Origin of the sequence: Aeromicrobium sp. Sec7.5, from assembly GCF_036867135.1 — a bacterium.
Classification (GTDB): Bacteria; Actinomycetota; Actinomycetes; order Propionibacteriales; family Nocardioidaceae; genus Aeromicrobium.
In genome coordinates this window covers 127944-151466 of the sequence record NZ_JBAJIJ010000002.1, presented here as the reverse complement: position 1 = coordinate 151466, position 23523 = coordinate 127944, and the positions used below count along the sequence as shown (strand labels likewise).

Here is a 23523-nt window from a genome sequence, read left to right as displayed (position 1 = left end):
CGTGGGTCACAACGCTGAGGTCTTCGACTACGTCATCATCGGGTCCGGAAGCGCGGGCGGCGTCATCGCCGCCCGGCTGAGCGAGGACCCCCAGGTCAACGTGCTGCTGCTCGAGGCAGGGCCGATGGACGACGACGACATGATCCATCTGCCGGCCGGGTTCTCGACGCTGTTCCGCACCAAGTGGGACTGGGCGTACCGCACCACGCCGCAGAAGATGCTGTCCGGACGCCGCTCCGACTGGCCGCGCATGAAGGCGCTCGGCGGCTGCACGTCGATGAACGCCATGATCTACATCCGCGGCAACCGGGCCGACTACGACGAGTGGCGTGACGCCTACGGTGCAGAGGGCTGGGGCTACGACGACGTCCTGCCCTACTTCAAGCGCTCCGAGGGCAATCAGCGTCTCGGCGGCGAGTACCACGGGTCCGACGGCCCGCTGTGGGTCGAGGACCGTCGCTACAACCACGAGCTCACGCACGCCTTCGTCGACTCCGCGGTCGCCTCCGGCTTCAAGCCCACCGACGACTTCAACGGCGCCGAGCAGGAGGGTGCCGGGCTCTACCAGGTCACGTGTCGCAAGGGCCGCCGCTGGTCGGTCGCCGACGCCTTCATCCGGCCCGCGATGGACCGTCCGAACCTGACGGTGCGCACCGAGGCGTTCGTCACCAAGATCGAGCTCGACGGCACGCGCGCCACCGGTGTCACCTACCGGCGCCACGGGGTCACCGAGACGGTCAGGGCCGAGGCCGAGATCGTCCTCTCCGGCGGCGCCGTCAACAGCCCGCAGCTGCTGATGCTCTCGGGCATCGGTCCGGGCGCGCAGCTGCGCGAGCACGGGATCGACGTCGCGGTCGACTCCCCGGAGGTGGGCCGCAACCTGCAGGACCACCCGATCACGGCGGTGCTGTTCGACACCAAGAACACGTCCGACCTGTCCGAGAACCTGAACCTGCTGAACCTCCTGAAGGCGCAGAAGCTGGGGCGCGGTCCGCTGAGCTCGAACGTCGCCGAGTCGGGGGCGTTCTTCAAGTCCAGCGAGGACCAGCCGGCGCCCGACCTGCAGCTGCACGTCCTGCCCACGGGCTTCTGGGACAACGGCCTGCACGAGGTCACCAAGCGCGGCCTGGTCATCGCGCCCACCCTCGTGCGGGTCGAGAGCGTCGGCCAGATCACGCTCCGCTCGGCCGATCCGACCTGGCACCCCGAGATCGACCCCGCGTACTACTCGGAGCCGTCGGACATGGACCGCATCATCGTGGGCATGCGCAAGGCCTTCGAGGTCGCCTCCACCGGGGCCTTGACCCGCTACGTCGACCGCCCCTGGACGCCCAGCAGCTGGAACCCCACCGACGACGAGATCGTCGCCACGGTCTCCCGCCTGGGCCAGACCGTGTACCACCCGGTGGGCACCTGCTCGCTGGGCAAGGTCGTCGACGCCGACCTGCGGGTCATGGGCGTCGATGGCCTGCGCGTCGCCGACGCCTCCGTCATGCCCCGCGTCCCGCGCGGCAACACCAACGCCCCCACCATCATGATCGGCGAGAAGGCCGCCGACCTCATCAAGGAGTCTGCATGAGCGTTAGTCCTACCGGCCCCGAGATGTCCGGTCCGCTGTTCGGCGCCGGCGAGCCGCCCGTGTCGTCCCTCCCGGTCCGCGAGGGCCCCACGTTCGAGTCGCTCGACCCCCGCACGGGTGACGTCGTCGGCGAGCACGCGATCCACAGCGCCGAGGAGGTCGAGGCCGCCGTCGAGAAGGCCCGCCTCGCCGCGATCTGGTGGCGCGACATCGGCTTCGAGGGTCGCAAGGAGTTCCTGCTGCAGTGGCGCAGTGTCATCACGCGCCGGCTCGCGCAGCTCTCGCACCTCGTGCACCTCGAGACGGGCAAGCCCCACGGCGACGCGCAGCTCGAGATCGGGCTCGCGATCGACCACGTCAACTGGGCGGCCAAGAACGCCAAGAAGGTCCTGGGCGCCTCGTCGGTGTCGTCGGGCGTCTTCGCGATCAACCACGCGTCGTCGGTGCGGTACAACCCGCTCGGCGTCGTCGGCGTGATCGGCCCCTGGAACTACCCGGTCTTCACGCCGCTCGGCTCGATCACCTACGCGCTCGCGGCGGGCAACGGCGTCGTCTTCAAGCCCAGTGAGTACACGCCCGGCGTGGGCCGCTGGCTCGTCGACACCTTCACCGAGGTCGTCGGCGGACGCCCGGTCCTGCAGCTCGTCACGGGCTACGGCGAGACAGGTGCGGCGCTGTGCCGCGCCGGCGTCGACAAGGTCGCGTTCACGGGCTCGGCCAACACCGGCAAGCGCGTCATGGCCGCGTGCGCCGAGAACCTCGTGCCCGTCGTGATCGAGGCCGGCGGGAAGGACTCCGTCATCGTCGACGAGGACGCCGACATCGCCGCCGCCGCCGAGGGTGCGCTCTGGTCGAGCATGTCCAACGCCGGTCAGACGTGCATCGGCGCCGAGCGGGTCTACGTGCACCGCGCGATCTTCGAGCCGTTCATGGCCGAGCTGCTCGAGCAGGCCCGCGCGGTCACGGCACACGCCGCCCCCGACTCGCTGATCGGCCCCATCACGATGCCGTCGCAGCTGCCGATCATCCAGCGTCACATCGACGACGCGATCGCCAAGGGTGGCCGGGTCGTGCTGGGTGGCTCCGACGCGGTCGGCGAGCGCTTCGTGCAGCCCACGATCATCACCCACGTCCCGGAGGACTCCCAGGCCGTCACGGAGGAGACCTTCGGCCCGACGCTCGTCGTCAACCCGGTCGACGACATGGACGAGGCCGTGCAGCTCACCAACGCCACGGAGTACGGGCTCGCCGGCTCGGTCTACGGCAAGCGGCGCGCGGTCTCGATCGCCGAGCGGGTCCGGTCGGGCATGACCTCGATCAACGCCGTGGCGATGTTCGCCGGGGTCCCGTCCCTGCCGTTCGGTGGTGTCGGCCAGTCCGGCTTCGGCCGGATCCACGGCCCCGATGGCCTGCGCGAGTTCACGTACGCCAAGGCGATCACGCGTCAGCGCTTCAAGCCGCTGCTCAACCTCACGTCGATGCAGCGCGACGAGTCGACCGACAAGAACGCCGCCCTGCTGATCAACCTGCTGTACGGCGGCCGCAAGACCCTGCGCTGACCCAGCTCTGACTCCGTCAGCAGCACCCCACGTGACCCGCCGGGCGAGAGTTGCCCGGCGGGTCACGTGTCGTTCACCGGCCGCCTGACCGGTGGCCGCCGTGGTCCCCGTAGCCTGCAGGGGTGACGAGGCGGATCATCCACCGGCGGTTTGTCGCCCTCGGCGACTCCTTCACCGAGGGGATGGGCGACCCCGATCCGCAGCGCCCGAACGGGGTGCGCGGCTGGGCCGACCGGGTCGCCGAGCAGATGTCGGTCGCGACGCCGGGCGTGCAGTACGCCAACCTCGCGATCCGCGGCAAGCGGCTCGAGCAGGTCGTGGCGGAGCAGCTCGGTCCGGCGCTCGCGCTGCGCCCGGACCTGGTGGCCCTGTTCGCCGGGGTCAACGACCTGATGCGCCTACGCGTGCGCATGGACGAGCTCATGGCGGCCTACGAGGACGTCGTGGTCGCGGTCCGCGCCACCGGGGCCCGCGTGCTGCTGTTCACGATCAGCGATCCCGAGCCCGTGTGGGTCTTCCGTCCGTTCCGTGGGCGCATCGCGATCTACAACGAGCTCGTGCGTCGCATCGCGCGCCGCCACGACGCCACCGTCGTCGACCTCTGGGACGTGCTCGACCTGGGCGATCGCCGGTTGTGGGGCGACGACCGCCTCCACCTGGCTGCATCCGGCCACGCGGTCGTGGCCGGCGCGGTCTGCGCGGCGATCGGACTCGCGCCCACCGCGTCGGTCGAGCCGGAGCTGCGCGCCGCCTCACGCGGACGCCGTCACCGCCTGGCGTGGCTCGCGCGCCACGCCGTCCCGTGGGTCCTGCGCCGTGTGCGGGGGCGCTCGCTGGGCGACGGCCTCGCGCCGCGCTACCCGGCACTGACGCCGCCGGTGCTGTCCGGTGCCCCGGTCGTGGGTGCGACGTCGCCGTCTAGCCTTCAGGCATGCGATTCCGCCGTTACGTCGCCCTCGGAGACTCCTTCACCGAAGGCGTCGGCGACGCCGATCCCGGCCGACCCAACGGGGTTCACGGATGGGCCGACCGATGTGCCGCCGCCCTCGCGCAGCGCGATCCCGCACTGACCTACGCGAACTTGGCGATCCGAGGTCGCAAGCTGCGGCCGATCCTGGCCGAGCAGGTCGCCCCGGCGCTGGCGCTGGAGCCGGACCTCGTCTCGATCTACGGCGGTGCGAACGACGTGCTGCGGCCGCGGATCGACATCGACGCCCTCGTGGCGGAGTACGACACCGCGGTGGCGCGGCTGTCGGAGCGGGCGCACGTCGTGATGTTCACGGCCTACGACCCGGGCGAGGCGCCGGTCTTCGCGTTCCTGCGGGGCCGGTTCGCGATCTACAACGAGCTCGTGCGGGAGGTCGCCGAGCGGCACGGGGCGACCCTCGTCGACTTCTGGCGGCTGCGCGAGTACCGCGACGACCGCTACTGGGACATCGATCGCATGCACATGTCGCGGGCCGGCCACGAGCGCATGGCGATCGCGGTGCTCGACGCGCTCGGCGTCGACCACGACCTCCAGCCGCCGGTGCTGCCGCCGCCCCCGCCCCGGTCACCGGCCGAGCGCCGGTCGGCCAACGTGGCCTGGGCCCGCGAGCACGCCGGCCCCTGGATCGGCCGCCGCCTCCGCGGCACGTCCTCCGGCGACACCCTCGCCCCGCGCTTCCCCACGCCCGTCACCCCCACCTGACGTTCCGCTCGCGAGAGACTTTGTTGGTGGTCAGGAGCGACTTTGTTGGTGGTCACGAGCGACTTTGTTGCGCTTCGTGGTGGACGACCTCGAGGCGCGACGCGCCCACGCTCTCGCCGGCACCACCAAGCCCCCTCGCGAGGGGAACGTTCAGTCGCGGGGGGAGAGGGCGGCGCGGACCGGGATGAGCTTGGCGTCGGACTCGGCGAGCTCGTCGGCGGGAACTGATCCGGCGACGATGCCGCAGCCGGCGAAAAGCCGGGCCGAGCGGGCGTCGGGCGCGAGCTCGGCCGACCGCAGGCCGATGCCCCACTCGCCGTCGCCGTTGCCGTCGATCCAGCCGACCGGACCGGCGTAGCGGCCGCGGTCGAGTCCCTCGATCTGCGCGATCAGCGCGATGGCGTCGGCCGTGGGGGTACCGCCGACGGCGGCTGACGGGTGCAGGTCGGCGACCACGGACAGCACCGAGGTGCCGGCGGGCACGACGCCCGCGACGTCGGTGGCGAGGTGCATGACGTTGGGCAGGTGCAGCACGAACGGCGACTCCGAGCGCTGCACCGCCGAGCAGTGGCTGTGCAGCGCGTCGGCGACCGAGCGCACCGCGTACTCGTGCTCCTCGAGGTCCTTGCTCGACCGGGCGAGCGAACCCGCCAGGGCGGCGTCGTGCGCGTCGTCGCCGGTGCGGCGGATCGTGCCGGCGAGCACGCGCGAGGTCACCAGGCCGCTGTCGAGCCGCACCAGCATCTCGGGCGTCGACCCGAAGAATCCGTCGACGTGGAACGTCCAGCAGGCCGGGTAGTCGCGGGCGAGGCGGGCCAGCGGCCACCGGACGTCCAGCGGGTGCTCGAACTGAGCTCGGCTGGCCCGCGCGAGCACGACCTTGTCGAGCTCGTCGTCGTCGATGCGCTGCACGGCCGCGGCGACGGTGGCGGTCCACGCCTCGACGTCGCCGTCGTCGAACGTGACCGGCCCGGGCGGCGCCGGTCGGTCGGTGGGTCGCAGGTCGGGAACCGGGGTGAGGGCGGCGCCGATCGTCGAGACCCAGGTGCGTCCGTCGCGCCGGCCCACCACGACCTCGGGCACGGTGAGGTGCCCGGCCCCGTCGGCGGCGAAGTCGAACGTGCCGAACGCCACGAGGCCCGAGCCGGGCGCGCCGACCTCGTCGCGCACGACGGCCTGGCGCCGCACGGTGTCCCACCAGCGGGAGGCCTCGGCGAAGCGGTCGGTGCCGGTGACGTCGTACGTGGCGGCGCGTCCCCACCCCACGAGGCCGTCGCCGTCGTGCACCCAGGCGAGGAAGTCGTGCGAGGGGACCAGGGCCAGCAGGTCGTCGACCTCGACCTCGCGGGTGCGGACCAGGAGACGCACGGGGGCGTCCGAGGCGGCAGGTCCGGCGGGGTTGGTCACGACGATCCACGATACCCGTGGGAGAGTGATCGGGTGAGTCGAGCCGGATTGGACAAGGACCCCCGCGCGGTCGCGAGCATGTTCGACCAGGTCGCGGATCGCTACGACCTCACGAACGACGTCCTCTCGCTCGGGCAGGACCGTCGCTGGCGCCGAGCCGTCGTCGACCTCGTCGACCCGCAGCCGGGGGAGCGCATCCTCGACCTCGCGGCCGGCACCGGGACCTCCAGCGAGCCCTTCGCGGCCGCCGGGGCGCTCGTGGTGCCCTGCGACTTCTCGCTCGGCATGCTGCGCGTGGGCAAGCAGCAGTTTCCCGACCTGCCGTTCACGGCTGGCGACGGGATGCGCCTGCCCTTCGCCGACGACTCCTTCGACGCCGTCACGATCTCGTTCGGCCTGCGCAACATCCACGACCCGGTCGAGGGCCTGCGCGAGCTGCTGCGCGTCACCCGCCCCGGCGGGCGCGTCGTGGTGTGCGAGTTCAGCACGCCGACCTGGGCACCGTTCCGTGGCCTCTACGTCAACTACCTGATGCGGACGCTGCCGCCGGTGGCGCGTGCGGTGTCGTCGAACCCCGACTCGTACGTCTACCTCGCCGAGTCGATCCGCGCCTGGCCCGACCAGAAGGGCCTCGCGCTGCGGTTCGTCGAGGCGGGCTGGGGGCGGGTCGAGTGGCACAACCTCTCCGGCGGCATCGTGGCGCTGCACCACTCGGTCAAGCCCGGCTGAGTCGCAACAAAGTCTCTCCTGGCCACCAACAAAGTCTCTCGTCGGCACCAACAAACTCTCTCGCGAGCGGTACCTAGGGGGCTTGGGCGCGGAGCGCCTGGAGGTACGCCTCGGTGTCGGCCTGGCTCCTGAGGTGGACCAGGGCCAGGTCGGGGTGGGCGGCGCGTGCCTCGGGCACGAGCGTGCGGTAGTCGTGGCGCGTGCGCCAGGCCCAGCGGACGATGTGGTTCGGCTCGGTGAAGACCGTGCGCAGGGGCGGCTCGACGTTGCCGGCCCAGAGCTCGGTGCGGTTCCGCACCCGGCCCACGGTGCGCCGGGTCAGTCGCGTCATCGTGACCCGCACCGGCAGGTCGAGCCACACCAGCAGGTCCGCGTGGGCCGCCAGCACGGGACGAGCCTGCGGGTACTGCCACTCCGTGACCCAGGCCTCGGACGTGGCGAGCGCCAGCACGTCGTCGTCGAACTGCGGCCGCGGCGTCCAGTCCGGACCGTGGTGCAGCGCGTCGAGCTCGGTGTACGGCACATCGGCTGCGGCGGCGACCTGCCGGGCGAGCGTCGACTTCCCAGCGCCGGGTCGGCCCGCGACGAGGATGCGACGAGCGGCGGGCACGGGTCCATCCTCTCGCAGGCGCCGGGGCGGACCACGCCTCCGATCTTCTTAGTGTGACCTAAGTTACACAAGGCTCTCAGGCGGGCGTAGCGTGTGCCGCGACGCGGATGTGACCCGGTTCACAGCCCGTCATTCATCCGACCGAATGCCCTGCGGGAGGTGCGATGGACGCCTACACCCCGGTCCTGGTGCTGGGCGCTCTTGCGGCGGGCTTTGCCGTCTTCAGCATCGCGATCGCCCCCTTCACCGGCCCGCGTCGGTACAACCGCGCGAAGCTCGACCGGTACGAGTCCGGCATCTCGCCCAGTCCCCTGCCCGACGGCGGCGGCAAGGTCAGCGTCAAGTACTTCTTCACCGCGATGATGTTCATCGTCTTCGACATCGAGATCGTCTTCCTGTACCCCTTCGCGGTCGCCTTCGACCAGCTGACGTGGTTCGCGGTCCTCGCGGTGCTGCTGTTCCTCGTCAACCTCACGATCGTCTACGCCTACGAGTGGCGTCGCGGTGGAATGGAGTGGACCTGATGGGTCTTGAGGAGAAGCTTCCCAGCGGAGTCCTGCTGTCGACCGTCGAGGGCCTCGCGGGCTACATGCGCAAGGCCTCGTTCTGGCCGGCCACGTTCGGCCTCGCGTGCTGCGCGATCGAGATGATGACGTTCGGTGCGCCCCGGTTCGACTCCTCGCGCTTCGGCATGGAGGTCTTCCGTCCCAGCCCGCGCCAGGCCGACCTGATGATCGTGGCCGGACGCGTCAGCAACAAGATGGCCCCCGTCCTGCGACAGATCTACGACCAGATGGCCGAGCCGAAGTATGTGCTCGCGATGGGCGTGTGCGCGAGCTCGGGCGGCATGTTCAACAACTACGCGATCGTGCAGGGCGTCGACCACGTCGTGCCGGTCGACATGTACCTGCCGGGCTGCCCGCCGCGACCCGAGATGCTGATCGACGCCGTGCTCAAGCTGCACGACAAGATCCAGCACACCAAGCTCGGCGTGAACCGCGAGAACGAGATCACCGAGCTCGAGACCGTCGCGCTGTCCGCCACCCCGACCCTGGCGCAGAAGGGCCTGCTGCGGTGAGTCAGGACGACCAGACGACGCCCGAGACGGCCGTCGTCCCCAGCGACGCCCAGCAGCTGGAGGTCATCGGGGTCCGTGAGGGCGCCTTCGGCGTCACGGGCACGGGCGACACGAGCGGCTTCGGCGGCCTGACCCGACCGGTCCTCATGCCGCCGCCGAGCACCGCACCGTTCGGCGGCTGGTTCGACGAGGTCGCCGAGCACCTCGAGGACGGGGTGGCCGGCGCGATCGAGAAGGTCGTCGTCGACCGAGGCGAGATCACGTTCCACGTCCGCCGCGAGCTGCTCGTCGAGACGGCCCGTCACCTGCGCGACGACCCCACGCTGCGCTTCGAGCTGTGCTCGTCGTTGTCGGCGGTGCACTACCCCGGCGAGGTGGGCCGCGAGCTGCACGTCGTGATCCACCTGACCTCGATGAGCTTTCGCCGCCGCATCCGTGTCGAGGTCTCGGTCGCCGACGCCGATCCGCACCTGCCGAGCATCACGGGCGTCTACCCCACGGCCGACTGGCACGAGCGCGAGGCGTGGGACATGTTCGGCATCGTCTTCGACGGCCACCCGGGCCTGACCCGCATCCTCATGCCCGACGACTGGCCGGGGCACCCGCAGCGCAAGGACTACCCGCTCGGCGGCATCCCGGTCGAGTACAAGGGCGCCACGATCCCGGCCCCGGACGAGCGTCGGAGGTACTCCTGATGAGTGCAGTCGGCATCCATCACCGCTCCCTGAGGTGCGAGCGAGGAACGAGCGAGCCTCGAAGGGCGCACCTCAACCACCGGTGGTCGAGGTGCGAGTGCGCTCCGGCGCGCGAGCCTCGCAACCTCGGTCAGTGCGAAGGAGCCCACGCATGACCACCACGAACGACCCGTACGCGGGCACGACCGACTCGGCCGACGGCCCGGTCTTCACCGTCACCGGTCAGGACTGGGACACGATCGACCCGTCCCTGGCCGACGGCGATCACATCGTCGTCAACATGGGCCCGCAGCACCCGTCGACGCACGGCGTGCTCCGCCTCGTCCTCGAGATCGACGGCGAGTCCGTCACCGACGCCCGGGCCGGCATCGGGTACCTGCACACGGGCATCGAGAAGAACATGGAGTACCGCACCTGGACGCAGGGCGTGACGTTCTGCACCCGCATGGACTACGTGGCCCCGTTCTCGAACGAGGCGGCCTACGTCGCGGCGGTCGAGCGGCTCCTCCAGATCGAGGACCAGATCCCCCAGCGCGCCCAAGACATCCGAGTCCTGATGCTGGAGCTGAATCGCATCAGCTCGCACCTGGTCTGCATCGCCACGGGTGGCATGGAGATCGGCGCCCTGACGGTCATGACGTGCGGCTTCCGCGACCGTGAGCTGATCCTCGACTGCTTCGAGGCGATCACCGGCCTACGCATGAACCACGCCTACTTCCGCCCGGGCGGCGTTGCGCTCGACCTGCCCGAGGACGGCGTGCAGCGGGTGCGGGACACGGTGGCCATGCTGCGCAAGCGGCTCCCGGAGTACGCGGCCCTCTGCAACGCCAACCCGATCTTCAAGCGTCGCCTCAAGGGCGTGGGCCACCTCGAGCTCTCCGGCTGCCTCGCGCTCGGGCTCACCGGCCCGGTGCTCCGCGCGACCGGCTACGACTGGGACCTGCGGCGCACGCAGCCCTACTGGGGCTACGACACGTACGACTTCGACGTGGTCACGTGGGACGAGCCCGATGCCTACGGCCGCTTCCGGGTGCGCCTCGACGAGATGTGGGAGTCGCTGCGCATCGTGGAGCAGTGCCTCACGCGCCTGGAGGCCAACACGGGCGACCCGGTCATGGTGGCCGACCGCAAGATCGCCTGGCCCTCGCAGCTCTCCGTCGGGTCCGACGGCCAGGGCAACTCCGCCGAGCACATCGCCCACATCATGGGCGAGTCGATGGAGGCGCTGATCCACCACTTCAAGCTCGTGACGGAGGGGTTCCGGGTGCCGCCCGGACAGGTCTACACCGCGATCGAGTCGCCCCGCGGCGAGATCGGGTGCCATGCGGTCTCCGACGGCGGCACCCGGCCGTACCGCGTGCACTTCCGCGACCCGTCCTTCGTCAACCTGCAGGGCACCTCGATCATGAGCGAGGGCAGCATGATCTCCGACGTCATCGTGGCCGTCGCCAGCATCGACCCCGTCATGGGCGGTGTTGACCGTTGAGCCCGTTTGACGAGGAGACGATTGACGAGCTCCGTGGGTTGATGGGGCGGTATCCGCAGGCGCGGTCGGCGCTGCTGCCGATGCTGCACCTCGTGCAGTCGGTCGAGGGCCACGTGTCGACCGAGGGCATCGAGCTGTGCGCCGAGCTGCTGGGCCTGAGCGCGGCCGAGGTGTCGGGCGTCGCGACGTTCTACACGATGTACAAGCGTCGCCCGATGGGCACGCACCACGTCGGCGTCTGCACCAACACGCTGTGCGCCGTGATGGGCGGCGACGCGATCTTCGAGCGCGTGTCCGAGCACCTCGGGGTGGGGCACGACGAGACCACGGCCGACGGCCAGGTCACGCTCGAGCGGGTCGAGTGCAACGCGGCCTGCGACTTCGCTCCGGTCGTGATGGTCAACTGGGAGTTCTTCGACGACCAGGACCCGAGCAGCGCGGTCGACCTGGTCGACCGGCTGCGGGCGGGCGAGGACGTGGCCTCCCCGCGAGGCGCCACGATCACGTCGTGGCGCGAGGCCGAGCGCGTGCTCGCCGGCTTCGAGGACGGTCGCGTCGACGAGGGCCCGGCCGCCAGCGGCGCCTCGCTCGCCGGCCTCGAGATCGCGAACGAGCGCGGCTGGGCGGCCCCCAGCAGCGAGGCCGGCGCCGCCAGTCCCGACGAGAGCAAGACTGAGGCGGCAGCCGAGGCCGACACCTCGCGTGCTGAGTCGGAGACCGTCGCCGAGGAGTCCGAGGCCGACGTGGAAGGTGGCGCGACATGACCGACACGCTGACACCCGTGCTGAGCGCCGGCTGGGCCGACGACCGCGCGTGGACGCTCGACGCCTACACCGACCGCGGCGGCTACGGCGCGCTCGCCAAGGCCCTCACGATGACCCCGGCCGACCTGATTGAGCTCGTCAAGGAGTCCGGCCTGCGGGGCCGCGGTGGCGCCGGCTTCCCGACGGGCATGAAGTGGTCGTTCATCCCGAAGGACAACCCCAACCCCACGTACCTCGTGGTCAACGCCGACGAGTCGGAGCCGGGCACCTGCAAGGACATCCCGCTCATGATGGCGAGCCCGCACACGCTCGTGGAGGGCGTCATCATCGCGTCGCGGGCCATCCAGGCGGAGCAGGCGTTCATCTACGTCCGCGGGGAGGTGCTGCACGTCGTGCGGCGCCTGCGGGCGGCCGTGCGCGAGGCCTACGCGGCCGGCCACCTCGGTACCGACATCGGCGGCTCGGGCATGAACCTCGATGTCGTCGTCCACGCGGGGGCCGGCGCCTACATCTGCGGCGAGGAGACCGCGCTCCTCGACTCGCTCGAGGGGCGCCGCGGTCAGCCCCGCCTCCGCCCGCCGTTCCCGGCGGTCGCGGGTCTGTACGCCTCGCCCACGGTCATCAACAACGTCGAGTCGATCGCGTCGGTGCCGGCCATCGTCGAGCACGGCATCTCGTGGTTCGGCTCCATGGGCACCGAGAAGAGCAAGGGGTTCACGCTCTACTCGCTCTCGGGGCACGTGAAGCGTCCCGGTCAGTACGAGGCGCCGCTCGGCATCACGCTGCGCGAGCTGCTCGAGCTCGGTGGCGGCATGCGGGCCAAGCCTGACGGCACCGACGCGGAGCTGAAGTTCTGGACCCCGGGCGGGTCCTCCACGCCGATCCTCACGGCCGAGCACCTCGACGTGCCGCTCGACTACGAGGGCGTCGGCGCCGCCGGCTCGATGCTTGGCACCAAGGCCCTGCAGGTCTTCGACCAGACCACCTCGGTCGTGCGCTGCGTCCTGCGCTGGACCGAGTTCTACAAGCACGAGTCGTGCGGCAAGTGCACGCCGTGCCGCGAGGGCACGTGGTGGCTCGTGCAGGTGCTGCGCCGGCTCGACTCCGGTGAGGGGCGCACGGGCGACATCGAGCTGCTGCAGGAGCTGTGCGGCAACATCCTGGGTCGCTCGTTCTGCGCGCTCGGCGACGGTGCCACGAGCCCCATCACCTCGGCGATCCAGCACTTCCGTGACGAGTTCGAGGCCGGGATGCACACCCCGTCGAGCGAGCTCTTCCCGCCGATCGCCTCGACCCTCTTCGCTGCGGAGCTGACGTCATGACCCTCGAAGCCCAGAGCACATCAGGAGCGGGGGACACCCAGGCGCCGGTCGAGCTCGTGACGCTCACGATCGACGACGTCAGCGTCAGCGTCCCGAAGGGCACCCTCGTGATCCGCGCGGCCGAGGTCGTCGGCATCGAGATCCCGCGCTTCTGCGACCACCCGCTGCTCGAGCCCGTCGGCGCGTGCCGCCAGTGCCTCGTCGACATCCCCGACGCGGGCAACGGTCGAGGCTTCCCGAAGCCGCAGGCCTCGTGCACGATCGAGGCGGCGCCCGGCATGGTCGTGCGCACGCACCTCACGTCGGAGGTCGCTGCGACGGCGCAGCGCGGAAACATGGAGTTCCTGCTGGTCAACCACCCGCTCGACTGCCCCGTCTGCGACAAGGGCGGCGAGTGCCCGCTGCAGAACCAGGCCATGACCCACGGCCGGGGCGAGTCCCGGTTCCACGAGACGAAGCGCACCTTCGCCAAGCCCGTGCCGGTCTCGGCCCAGGTGCTGCTCGACCGTGAGCGTTGCGTGCTGTGCGCGCGGTGCACGCGCTTCTCCGACCAGGTGGCTGGTGACCCGTTCATCGCGCTGGTCGAGCGTGGCGCCCAGCAGCAGGTGGGCATCGGACCGTCGTCCGACGGCGCCGAGGGCGCACCGTTCCACTCCTACTTCTCCGGCAACACGATCCAGATCTGCCCCGTCGGGGCGCTCACGAGCGCCGACTACCGGTTCCGTTCCCGCCCGTTCGACCTCGTCTCGGTGCCCTCGGTCGCCGAGCACGACGCCTGCGGTGCCGCCATCCGCGTCGACCACCGACGTGGCGCGGTCATGCGCCGCCTGGCCGGCGACGATCCGGAGGTCAACGAGGAGTGGATCAGCGACAAGGACCGTTTCGCGTTCACCTCGACGCGGCAGGACGACCGCCTGCGCACCCCGCTGGTCCGCGACGAGCACGGTGAGCTGCAGCCGATGTCGTGGCCCGGCGCCCTCGCCGTGGCGGGTCGGCTCCTCGAGTCGGTGCGAGGATCGGTCGGCGTGCTGCCCGGTGGCCGCCTGACGCTCGAGGACGCCCACGGGTGGTCGGCCTTCGCGCGGGTCGCGCTGGGCACCAACGACGTCGACTTCCGCTCCCGCGCCGTCGGACCCGAGGAAGCCGACTTCCTGGCGGCCCAGGTGGCCGGCTCCGGGCTGGGAGTCAGCTACGCCGAGCTCGCCCGAGCCCGTCGAGTCGTGCTCGTGGCGCTCGAGCCCGAGGACGAGGCCGCCACGATCTTCCTGCGCCTCCGCAAGGCGGTGCTGGCCGGCGGCCCCCAGGTCGTCACGATCGCCAGCCACCGCAGCCGCGGCAGCGAGAAGCTCGCCGCGACCCTGGTCCCCACCGTGCCCGGGCAGGAGGTGGCCTCGCTCGCCGGACTCGATCTCGGATCGGGTGACGTCGTCCTGGTCGGCGAACGCGCGGCTCTGGTCCCCGGACTGCTGTCGGCCCTGGCCGCGCTCGAGGGCGCCCGGCTCGCCTGGGTCCCGCGGCGCGCGGGTGACCGGGCCGCCGTGGAGGCCGGACTGCTGCCCAACCTGCTCCCTGGCGCCCGACCCGTCGCCGTGGCCGAGGCCCGAGCCGACCTCGCCGCTGCCTGGGGCGTGGCGGTCATCCCCGGCATCCGCGGCCGCGACGTCGTGAGCATCGTCGACGACGCGGCCGACCACGCCCTGCTGGGTCTCGTGGTCGGCGGCGTCGAGGTCGCCGACCTGCCCGACCCGGCGCGAGCCCGCGCGGCGCTCGCGGCGGCCCAGGTGGTCATCAGTCTCGAGGTCCGGCGCAGCGAGGTCACCGAGCTCGCCGACGTCGTGCTCCCGGTGGCCCCGCCGGTCGAGAAGTCCGGCACCTTCGTGACCTGGGAGGGTCGCCGCCGACCGTTCGACACCGCGCTGCACGAGCCCGGTTCCGTCACCGACACCCGCGTTCTCGCCGGCATCGCCGAGGAGATGGAGCGACCGATCGGGTTCCGCACGACCGCCGACGCCCTGGCCGACCACGACTCGGTCGGCCACTGGGACGGCACCCGGGCCGGTGGGCCGTCGGCCGCGCCGACCGCCGAGACCCGTCCGCCCGCCGGGCACGTCGTGGTGTCGGCGTGGCGTCAGCTGATCGACGACGGTCGAGGCCAGGACGGACAGGCCGAGTACTCCGCGACCGCTCGGCCAGCCGTGGCGCGCGCGAGCGCGGCGACGTGGTCGTCAGTCGGCGTCACCGACGGCGGCACGGTCCGGCTCGGCGGCTCGGCCGTCTTCCCGGCCGTGGTCGACGACCTGCCCGACGGGGTGGTCTGGGTGCCGGGCAACAACGGGGTCAACCTGCGCGAGCTCGGCCTCGGCCACGGCAGCGTCACCACCGCGACCTCGGGAGATGACGCATGAGCGGCGGCAACCGTCCGACCCTTGAGGTGCGACGCCCTTCGAGGCTCGTCGCTGGCGCTCCTCGCACCTCAGGACCCGGAACGAGGAGCCTCGAAAGGGGTACCTCAGCCGACCGAGGTTTCGAGGCTCGGGCGCTGGGCGCCCTCGCACCTCAACCAGCGGTCGTCCGGACTGGGGTGAACGCCCATGAGTGAGATCTTCGGGCAGGAACCGTTCTGGGTCGTCGCGCTGAAGGCGACGCTGATCTTCGTGATCCTCGTGGTCTACACGCTGTTCAACATCTGGCTCGAGCGTCGGGTCGTGGCCCGCATGCAGCACCGCGTCGGCCCCAACGTGCACGGTCCGTTCGGCCTGCTGCAGAGCCTCGCCGACGGGGTGAAGCTGGCCCTCAAGGAAGACATCGTCGTCAAGGCGGCCGACAAGTTCGTCTACGTCCTGGCACCGATCCTCGCGACGATCCCGGCCTTCCTCGCCTGGTCGGTGATCCCGTTCGGTCCCGAGGTCCGGATCCCGTTCACCGACACCGTGACGCCGCTGCAGCTCACCGACATGCCGGTCGCGGTGCTGTACGTCCTGGCCGTCACGTCGATCGGCGTGTACGGCATCGTGCTCGCGGGCTGGTCGTCCGGCTCGACCTACGCGCTGCTCGGTGGCCTGCGCTCCAGCGCCCAGGTCATCAGCTACGAGGTCGCGATGGGCCTCAGCTTCGTCACGGTGTTCCTCTACGCCGGCTCGATGTCGACCTCCGAGATCGTCGCGGCGCAGACCGACCTCTGGTACTTCCTGCCGCTGCTGCCGTCGTTCGTGGTCTACCTGATCTCCATGGTCGGCGAGACCAACCGCGCGCCGTTCGACCTGCCGGAGGCCGAGGGTGAGCTCGTCGGTGGCTTCCACACCGAGTACAGCTCGCTGAAGTTCGCGCTGTTCTTCCTGGCCGAGTACATCAACATGGTCACGGTCTCCGCCCTGGCCACGACCCTGTTCCTCGGCGGGTGGCGGGCGCCGTTCGGCATCGCCCAGGTCTGGGAGGGCGCCAACGAGGGCTACTGGCCCGTGCTCTGGTTCCTCGGCAAGACGTTGTTCTTCATCTTCGGCTTCATCTGGCTGCGCGGCACCCTGCCGCGCATGCGCTACGACCAGTTCATGGCGTTCGGGTGGAAGATCCTGATCCCGGTCTCGCTGGGCTGGATCTTCGTGGTCATCGTGCTCCGCAAGCTGCAGAACGAGGGCTCGATCGACGAGGCGGTCGTGAACTGGGCGGGTGTCGTCGCGGCGCTGCTGCTGATCGCGGTCATCGCCCTGCGTCGCGAGAAGCCCACGCCCGAGCGCCCCGAGCAGGCCACCGGATCGGCCCACGAGGGCTACCCCGTGCCCCTGCCCTTCGACGACTCCGAGAAGGAGAGTGCCCGATGAGCGAGCGGCAGCGAGCGAACCATCGAGGTCTTGTCATCGTGGCTCCGACCTACCGTCGCTTTTCCTGGGAGGAGGCACGATGAGCATCAAGGGCAACCTGTGGGACCCGGTCGCCGGGTTCGGCGTCACGTTCCGGACGATGTTCAAGAAGGTCGTCACGGAGCAGTACCCCTTCGAGAAGGTTCCGACGGCCCCGCGTTTCCACGGACGTCACCAGCTCAACCGGTGGCCCGACGGGCTCGAGAAGTGCATCGGCTGCGAGCTGTGCGCCTGGGCCTGCCCGGCCGACGCGATCTACGTCGAGGGCGCGTCGAACGTCGACGTCCTGCCCGACGGCAGCCCGGACGCCTCCGGCCGGTTCAGCCCGGGCGAGCGGTACGGCCGCGTCTACCAGATCAACTACCTGCGCTGCATCCTGTGCGGGCTCTGCATCGAGGCCTGCCCGACCCGCGCGCTCACGATGACCAACGAGTACGAGCTGGCCGACGACAACCGCGAGGCGCTGATCTACGAGAAGTCCGACCTGCTCGCGCCCCTGCTGCCCGGCATGACCGAGCCGCCGCACGAGATGCTGATCAGCGACGACCACAAGGACTACTACCGCGGCCAGCAGCTCCCGATCGTGGAGGCGGGCGAATGAGGCGCGCTCGCTTCGCTCGCTCCCGCGACTTCGTCGCGGCCGGGCTTCGCCCGGGCGCCCGCCTCGCTTCGCTCGGCCCGTGGTCGGCGCGGGTGGCTGGGGCTGCCGTCGTGCATTCGGAGGGCGTCCGGTGACGGCGTTCGGGGTCGTGGCGCCGATCGTCGTGATCGCCGCGCTCGGTCTGCTGTTCGCGCGCAAGGCCGTGCACGCCGCCCTGTCGCTGGCCGTCGTGATGATCGGACTCGCCGTCCTCTACGCCGCGAACGGGGCGCCGTTCCTGTTCGCGGTGCAGATCATCGTCTACACCGGCGCGATCATGATGCTGTTCCTGTTCGTCGTGATGCTCGTGGGCGTCGAGTCCGGCCCCCAGGCGGTCACCGAGCCACTCCCCGGACACCGCGGCGCGGCAGCCCTCGTGGGTCTCGGCTTCGGCGCGATGCTGGTGGTCGGCATCGGCCAGGTCGTCGCGAACGGCTTCTCGATGCCGGTCGCCGCGGTCGAGGACGAGAACGTCGAGGGCCTGGCGGCGCTGATGTTCGGGCCCTACGTGCTGGCCTTCCAGTTCACCGCGGCCCTGCTCGTGACGGCTGTGCTGGGCGCGATGGTGCTGGCGCACCAGGAGCGGTTGACGCCGCAGCCCAGCCAGGCCGAGCTCGCGGCGCAGCGAATCCGTGACTTCGGCACTGACGGCAAGCATCCCGGCAACGCCCCCACCCCGGGCGTCTACGCCCGCCACAACGCGGTCGACGCGCCGGCCCTGCTGCCCGACGGCACGCCGCTGGAGTCCTCGGTCCCGGGTGCGCTCGTGCGGCGCGGCCAGGTCATCCGGCCTCCGGTCACGGGCCCCGGGCTGGGTGACGGCAACGGCGAGGCCCTTCGAGGCTCGCAAGCTCGCACCTCAGGGACCGGCGATGGCAAGACCGACGGGGAGGACCACTCGTGAGCGACCTCCTGAGCCTGTCGATGATCCTGTTCACGATCGGCGCCGTCGGTGTCCTCGTGCGCCGCAACGCCCTGATCGTCTTCATGTGCGTCGAGCTCATGCTCAACGCCACCAACCTCGCCTTCGTGGCCTTCGCCCGCGAGCACGGCAACCTCGACGGCCAGCTCGCCGCCTTCCTCGTCATGGTGGTGGCAGCGGCCGAGGTCGTCGTGGGCCTGGCGATCATCATCGCGATCCACCGGTCCCGGGGATCGATCAGCGTCGACGAGGTCAGGCAGGTCCGCGGATGATGGTCTGGCTGCTCGTCGCGTTCCCGGCCCTGGGCGCGGCGCTCCTGCTGACGTGGGGCAATCCCCCAAGCACTCGCAAGCTCGTGCAGGGAGGTACCCCCACGAGCGACAAGTACGGGCACCTCATCGCCACCGCTGCGTCGGCGGCGTCCTTCGTGTGGGGCCTGGTGCTGTTCATCCGCCTGCTCGCGCGCGACTCCGACGACCGCACCGTCACCGACTCGCTGTTCACGTGGATCTCCACGGGCGACTTCCACGTCGAGATGTCGTTCGTCTACGACCCGCTCGCCGCGCTCTTCGTGCTGCTCATCACCGGCGTCGGCACGCTGATCCACGTCTACTCGATCGGGTACATGGAGCACGACGAGCGCCGGCGACGGTTCTTCGCGTTCCTCAACCTCTTCATCGCGGCGATGCTGGTGCTGGTGCTCGCGGGCGACTACCTCGTGCTGTTCCTCGGCTGGGAGGGCGTCGGCCTGGCCTCGTACCTGCTGATCGGGTTCTGGCAGCACAAGCCGTCGGCTGCGGCCGCCGCGAAGAAGGCGTTCGTCGTGAACCGCGTGGGCGACGTCGGCATGGCGCTGGCGATCATGCTGATGTTCAAGGAGTTCGGCACGACCGAGATCGCCGCGGTCGGTGACTCGGTCGCCGGCACCGCGGCCACCACCATCACGGCGCTCGGCCTGCTGCTGCTCCTCGGCGCGTGCGGCAAGTCCGCCCAGGTGCCGCTGCAGAGCTGGCTGCTCGACGCGATGGAGGGCCCGACCCCGGTCTCGGCCCTCATCCACGCGGCCACGATGGTGACCGCCGGCGTCTACCTGATTGTGCGCAGCAACGCGATCTTCGACGCCTCGGAGGCGGCACGCACCGCGGTCGTGGTCGTGGGCCTCGTGACGCTGATCGTCGGCGCGATCATCGGTTGCGCGAAGGACGACATCAAGAAGGCGCTCGCGGGCTCGACGATGAGCCAGATCGGCTACATGATGCTGGCCGCCGGCCTCGGCCCGGCCGGCTACGCGTTCGCGATCTTCCACCTCGTGACCCATGGCTTCTTCAAGGCCAACATGTTCCTCGGCGCGGGCTCGGTCATGCACGCGATGGGCGACGACGTGAACATGCGCCACTACGGCGCCCTCCGCAAGGCCCTGCCCGTCACGTTCGCGACGTTCGGACTCGGCTACCTCGCGATCATCGGCTTCCCCGGGTTCTCCGGCTTCTTCAGCAAGGACAAGATCATCGAGGCGGCACTGGCCCACAACGTCTGGATCGGCCTGGCGACCGTGCTCGGCGCCGGCATCACGGCGTTCTACATGACCCGGCTCATGACCATGACGTTCGCGGGGGAGAAGCGCTGGCGCGACGACGTGCACCCGCACGAGTCGCCGCGGGTCATGACCGTCCCGCTGATCGTGCTGGCGGCCGCCTCGGTCCTCGGCGGCATCCTCGTGCTGGGCGACTGGATCACCGACTGGCTCGAGCCGGTCGTGGGCCACACCGAGCACGAGCACGTGGTGATCCTCGGGGCCGAGTGGCCGCCGATCGCGGTCTCGGTCATGGTCACGGCGGTCGTGGCCGCCGGCGTCGCGCTGGGCTGGTTCACGTACGGCCGCCAGCCGATCGCGGGCGAGACACCCGAGAAGGTCTCGCTCCTCACCCGTGCGGCGCGCGCCGACCTCTACGGCGACACGATCAACGAGTGGGTCGCGGTCCGCCCCACCGTCACGGTGGCCCGTGGCATCGCCTGGTTCGACCAGTTCGGCCTGCACCGGGCGATCACCGGGTTCGTCACGCTGATCGGTGAGGGAGCCACGGCGATGCGGAGCTGGCAGAACGGTTTCGTCCGCAGCTATGCCCTCGGGGTGTTTGCCGGTGCGCTGGTCGTCACTCTGAGCCTGCTGGTGGTGATCTGGCGATGATCACGCTCCTGGCCCTGGTGCCGATCGTCGGTGCCCTCCTCGTCACCCTCCTGCCGCGCTCCTCGCGCTCGCAGCAGCTCATGGCCCGGCACGTCGCGCTCGGCGTCAGCCTCGTCGCGCTCGTCGTGGCGCTCGTGATCGCCGCGCGGTTCGACGTGGGCGGTGGTGGCTACCAGATGGTCCAGGAGCACTCCTGGATCGAGCCCCTCGGCGCCTACTACTCCGTGGGCCTCAACGGCATCGGGCTGACGCTCGTGCTGCTGACCGTCGTCCTGACGCCCGTCGTGCTGCTCGCGGCGTACCGCGACGAGCTGCCCGGCAACCGCAGCGCCAACTCGTACGTCGCCTGGATGCTGGTGCTCGAGGGCCTCGCGATCCTCGTCTTCACCGCGACCGACGCGTTCCTGTTCTACGTCGCCTTCGAGGCCACCCTGGTGCCGATCTACTTCCTGATCGGCAGCTACGGCGGTCAGGGCCGGCAGAAGGCCGCGACCACGTTCCTGCTCTACAACCTGCTCGGCGGGCTGCTGATGCTCGCCGCGATCGTCGGCCTGTACGTCGTCTCGTCCGACGCGGGCGAGGCCAGCTACCGCCTCGCCGACCTCGCGAACCTGCCGTTCGCCGAGGACACCGAGAAGCTGCTGTTCCTCGGCTTCATGGCGGCGTTCGCGGTCAAGGCACCGTTGTGGCCGTTCCACACCTGGCTGCCGGAGGCGGCCGCGTCGGCCACGCCGGCGACCTCGGTGCTGATGGTCAGCGTGATCGACAAGGTCGGCACGTTCGGCATGATCCGCTGGGGCCTGGAGCTGTTCCCCGGGGCGGCCGACTGGGCCTCGCCCACGATCATGGCCCTGGCGGTCGTGAGCATCGTCTACGGCGCCCTGGCCGCGATCGGCTCGACCGACATCCGGCGGCTCGTGGCGTACACCTCGGTCTCGCACTTCGGCTTCATCATCCTGGGCATCTTCGCCTTCACGCAGACCTCGACCACGGGGTCGGTGCTCTACATGTTCAACCACGGCCTCTCGACCGCGGCGCTCTTCCTCGTCACCGGCATCATGATCAGCCGACGGGGCTCGGCGGAGATCTCCGCCTTCGGCGGCGTGCAGAAGATCGCCCCGGTCATGTCGGGCATCCTGCTCATCGCCGGTCTGTCGAGCCTGTCGTTGCCGGGCCTGGCGCCGTTCGTGAGCGAGTTCCTCGTGCTCGCCGGCACGTTCACGGTCAACGTCCCGCTCGCGGTGATCGCGACGCTCGGCATCGTCCTGGCGGCGGTCTACGTGCTGGTGCTCTACCAGCGCACCGTGACCGGACCGCTCACCGAGCAGTCGAAGGTCGTGACCGACCTGACCACGCGTGAGGTCGCGGCGCTCGCGCCCCTCGTGGTCGTCATCATCGGCCTGGGCCTGTTCCCGCAGCCCCTGCTCGACCTCGTCAATCCGGCCGTGGCCGTCGTCCTGGGAGGTCTGCCGTGATCCCGGCTCCGGAGCTCGACTACGCCCTGCTCACGCCGCTGCTCATCGTCGCCGCGGCGGCGCTGTCCGGCGTGCTGGTCGAGGCCTTCTGTCCCCGCGGACCCCGGTTCGTCGTGCAGACGACGCTCGCCGGCCTGGCTGCCGTGGGGGCCCTGGTCTCGAGCATCGTGGTCTACACGAGCGCCGACCTGGGCGTGACCGACGAGCCCGGCCGCACGGTCGTGGCCGACGAGGCCGCCGTCATCACCTGGATGATGCTCGCGGTCTTCGCCGTCCTGGGCATCGCCCTGTTCGCGGACCGGAAGCTCGACGCGGGCCTCAGCGCGTTCACGGGCCGCGCGGCCGACCGCCCCGGTTCCGAGTCCGAGGCCGAGGCGCTCCGCCTGCGCGTCGAGCACACCGAGATCTTCCCGCTCGCGATGTTCGCGCTGCTCGGCATGATGCTGTTCGCAGCGAGCGCGGACCTCCTGACCATGTTCGTGGCGCTCGAGGTGCTGAGCCTGCCGCTCTACCTGCTCTGTGGCATCGCGCGTCGCCGCCGCCTGCTGAGCCAGGAGGCCGCGCTCAAGTACTTCGTGCTCGGGGCGTTCAGCTCGGCCTTCTTCCTGTACGGCATCGCGCTGGCGTACGGCTACTCCGGCTCGTTCGCGATCGGCGCGCTGGGCGAGACCCACGGCGAGGACGAGCTGCGCATCGCGGCGGTCGGCCTGATGGCCGTAGGCCTGCTCTTCAAGGTCGGTGCCGTCCCGTTCCACACCTGGACCCCCGACGTCTACGTCGGCGCCCCCACGCCGGTCACCGCCTTCATGGCGGCCGGCACCAAGGCGGCCGCGTTCGTCGCCCTGATGCGGGTGCTGTTCGCGGCGACCGACACGGAGTGGCAGCCGATGATCGCCGTCGTCGCGGTCGTCACGATGGTGGTCGGCTCGCTGCTGGCGATCGCCCAGACGGACGTCAAGCGGATGCTGGCCTACTCGTCCGTCGCGCATGCCGGCTTCCTGCTGACCGGTGTGCTGGGCGGGAGCGACGCCGCGGCGGTGCTGTTCTACCTGGCCACCTACGGCCTGGCGTCGATCGGTGCGTTCGCCGTGGTCATGCTGGTGCGCGACGCCGGGGGCGAGGCCACGGCCTCGTCGCGCTGGGCGGGCCTCGGCCGGGAGAACCCCGTGCTGGGCGTCAGCTTCGCGGTGTTCATGCTGTCGTTCGCGGGCATCCCGCTGACCGGCGGCTTCGTCGGCAAGCTGTCGGTCTTCATCGAGGCGGGTGCTGCCGGATACGGCGCCGTGGTCGTCGTGGGCGTCCTCGTCAGCGCCGTCGCCGCCTTCTTCTACGTCCGCATGATCACCCTGATGTTCTTCGCCGAACCCGACGGCGTGGCGGTCGCGTCGGGGGCCGTGGTCACCACGGGTGTCGTCGTGCTGGCCGCCGTCGGTACGGTGATCCTCGGCATCGCTCCTGGCCCTGTGCTTGAGTTGGTGCAGCAGACCGGTTCCCTCATCCCCTGAGGAAGCCGTCGGATCGA

The 23523-nt window shown here is 70.7% G+C and carries 20 protein-coding genes and 1 pseudogene; 19 read left to right on the top strand and 2 right to left on the bottom strand.

Translation table 11 applies throughout. The features are described 5' to 3' along the window. Position 1: 1 nt before the first annotated feature. The 4 genes and pseudogenes from V6S66_RS14015 (at position 2) to V6S66_RS14000 (ending at position 4828) form a co-directional block, all read left to right on the top strand. Positions 2–1579: a GMC family oxidoreductase gene (locus V6S66_RS14015; RefSeq protein ID WP_334207411.1), complete on the top strand. Its 1578-nt coding sequence runs from the start codon at positions 2–4 to the stop codon at positions 1577–1579. Then, positions 1576–3138 carry an aldehyde dehydrogenase family protein gene (locus V6S66_RS14010; protein ID WP_334207410.1) on the top strand — a complete coding sequence of 521 codons (1563 nt, stop codon included), beginning with the start codon at positions 1576–1578 and terminating at the stop codon, positions 3136–3138. The genes V6S66_RS14015 and V6S66_RS14010 overlap by 4 nt, the downstream gene beginning before the upstream one ends. Before the next feature lie 122 nt (positions 3139–3260). After that, positions 3261–3815: pseudogene (locus V6S66_RS14005) on the top strand (SGNH/GDSL hydrolase family protein); the annotation flags it as partial. A gap of 254 nt (positions 3816–4069) precedes the next feature. Next, complete coding sequence (locus tag V6S66_RS14000; RefSeq protein ID WP_334207409.1) at positions 4070–4828, top strand: SGNH/GDSL hydrolase family protein; 759 nt, start codon at positions 4070–4072, stop codon at positions 4826–4828. Between the two features lie 150 nt (positions 4829–4978). On the opposite strand, the gene V6S66_RS13995 is transcribed toward V6S66_RS14000, so the two are convergent. Then, positions 4979–6235 (bottom strand): isochorismate synthase, encoded by a 1257-nt coding sequence (locus V6S66_RS13995; RefSeq protein WP_334207408.1) that lies wholly within the window; start codon positions 6233–6235, stop codon positions 4979–4981. Between the two features lie 33 nt (positions 6236–6268). On the opposite strand from V6S66_RS13995, the gene V6S66_RS13990 reads away from it, so the two are divergent. Further along, complete coding sequence (locus tag V6S66_RS13990; RefSeq protein WP_334207407.1) at positions 6269–6964, top strand: demethylmenaquinone methyltransferase; 696 nt, start codon at positions 6269–6271, stop codon at positions 6962–6964. A 73-nt stretch (positions 6965–7037) separates the two neighbouring features. Here the strand turns inward: V6S66_RS13990 and V6S66_RS13985 are convergent, their stop codons facing one another. Continuing rightward, positions 7038–7574 (bottom strand): AAA family ATPase, encoded by a 537-nt coding sequence (locus V6S66_RS13985; protein ID WP_334207406.1) that lies wholly within the window; start codon positions 7572–7574, stop codon positions 7038–7040. A 164-nt stretch (positions 7575–7738) separates the two neighbouring features. Here V6S66_RS13985 and V6S66_RS13980 point away from each other — a divergent pair, with 164 nt between their 5' ends. The 14 genes from V6S66_RS13980 to nuoN all read left to right on the top strand — a co-directional run bounded on the left by V6S66_RS13980 (position 7739) and on the right by nuoN (position 23506). Beyond that, entirely contained in the window at positions 7739–8098 is a 360-nt protein-coding gene (locus tag V6S66_RS13980) for an NADH-quinone oxidoreductase subunit A (RefSeq protein ID WP_334207405.1), read from the top strand. After that, positions 8098–8652 (top strand): NuoB/complex I 20 kDa subunit family protein, encoded by a 555-nt coding sequence (locus tag V6S66_RS13975; RefSeq protein ID WP_290583303.1) that lies wholly within the window; start codon positions 8098–8100, stop codon positions 8650–8652. Before V6S66_RS13980 ends, V6S66_RS13975 begins: the two co-directional genes overlap by 1 nt. Next, positions 8649–9347 carry an NADH-quinone oxidoreductase subunit C gene (locus V6S66_RS13970; RefSeq protein WP_334207404.1) on the top strand — a complete coding sequence of 233 codons (699 nt, stop codon included), beginning with the start codon at positions 8649–8651 and terminating at the stop codon, positions 9345–9347. Before V6S66_RS13975 ends, V6S66_RS13970 begins: the two co-directional genes overlap by 4 nt. A 151-nt stretch (positions 9348–9498) precedes the next feature. Beyond that, positions 9499–10833, top strand: coding sequence for an NADH-quinone oxidoreductase subunit D (locus tag V6S66_RS13965; RefSeq protein ID WP_334207403.1), 1335 nt, complete (start codon positions 9499–9501; stop codon positions 10831–10833). Between the two features lie 41 nt (positions 10834–10874). Further along, entirely contained in the window at positions 10875–11597 is a 723-nt protein-coding gene (gene nuoE, locus V6S66_RS13960; RefSeq protein WP_442885929.1) for an NADH-quinone oxidoreductase subunit NuoE, read from the top strand. Continuing rightward, positions 11594–12919 carry an NADH-quinone oxidoreductase subunit NuoF gene (gene nuoF / locus V6S66_RS13955; protein WP_334207401.1) on the top strand — a complete coding sequence of 442 codons (1326 nt, stop codon included), beginning with the start codon at positions 11594–11596 and terminating at the stop codon, positions 12917–12919. The genes nuoE and nuoF overlap by 4 nt, the downstream gene beginning before the upstream one ends. Further along, the gene (locus V6S66_RS13950; RefSeq protein WP_334207400.1) at positions 12916–15324 is read left to right on the top strand and encodes an NADH-quinone oxidoreductase subunit G; all 2409 of its coding nucleotides are present in this window, start codon (positions 12916–12918) and stop codon (positions 15322–15324) included. Before nuoF ends, V6S66_RS13950 begins: the two co-directional genes overlap by 4 nt. 186 nt (positions 15325–15510) lie before the next feature. Next, positions 15511–16737 (top strand): NADH-quinone oxidoreductase subunit NuoH, encoded by a 1227-nt coding sequence (gene nuoH, locus V6S66_RS13945; RefSeq protein WP_334207399.1) that lies wholly within the window; start codon positions 15511–15513, stop codon positions 16735–16737. A gap of 79 nt (positions 16738–16816) precedes the next feature. Then, complete coding sequence (gene nuoI, locus V6S66_RS13940) at positions 16817–17377, top strand: NADH-quinone oxidoreductase subunit NuoI (protein WP_334207398.1); 561 nt, start codon at positions 16817–16819, stop codon at positions 17375–17377. A 130-nt stretch (positions 17378–17507) separates the two neighbouring features. Next, a complete protein-coding gene (locus tag V6S66_RS13935) occupies positions 17508–18320 on the top strand; it encodes an NADH-quinone oxidoreductase subunit J (RefSeq protein WP_334207397.1) in 813 nt (270 codons plus the stop codon). 20 nt (positions 18321–18340) lie between these two features. Beyond that, entirely contained in the window at positions 18341–18610 is a 270-nt protein-coding gene (gene nuoK / locus V6S66_RS13930) for an NADH-quinone oxidoreductase subunit NuoK (RefSeq protein ID WP_334207833.1), read from the top strand. Then, the gene (nuoL, locus tag V6S66_RS13925; protein WP_334207396.1) at positions 18607–20526 is read left to right on the top strand and encodes an NADH-quinone oxidoreductase subunit L; all 1920 of its coding nucleotides are present in this window, start codon (positions 18607–18609) and stop codon (positions 20524–20526) included. The genes nuoK and nuoL overlap by 4 nt, the downstream gene beginning before the upstream one ends. Beyond that, positions 20523–22001: an NADH-quinone oxidoreductase subunit M gene (locus tag V6S66_RS13920; RefSeq protein ID WP_334207395.1), complete on the top strand. Its 1479-nt coding sequence runs from the start codon at positions 20523–20525 to the stop codon at positions 21999–22001. Before nuoL ends, V6S66_RS13920 begins: the two co-directional genes overlap by 4 nt. Beyond that, positions 21998–23506 (top strand): NADH-quinone oxidoreductase subunit NuoN, encoded by a 1509-nt coding sequence (gene nuoN, locus V6S66_RS13915; protein ID WP_334207394.1) that lies wholly within the window; start codon positions 21998–22000, stop codon positions 23504–23506. The genes V6S66_RS13920 and nuoN overlap by 4 nt, the downstream gene beginning before the upstream one ends. Positions 23507–23523 lie beyond the last annotated feature (17 nt).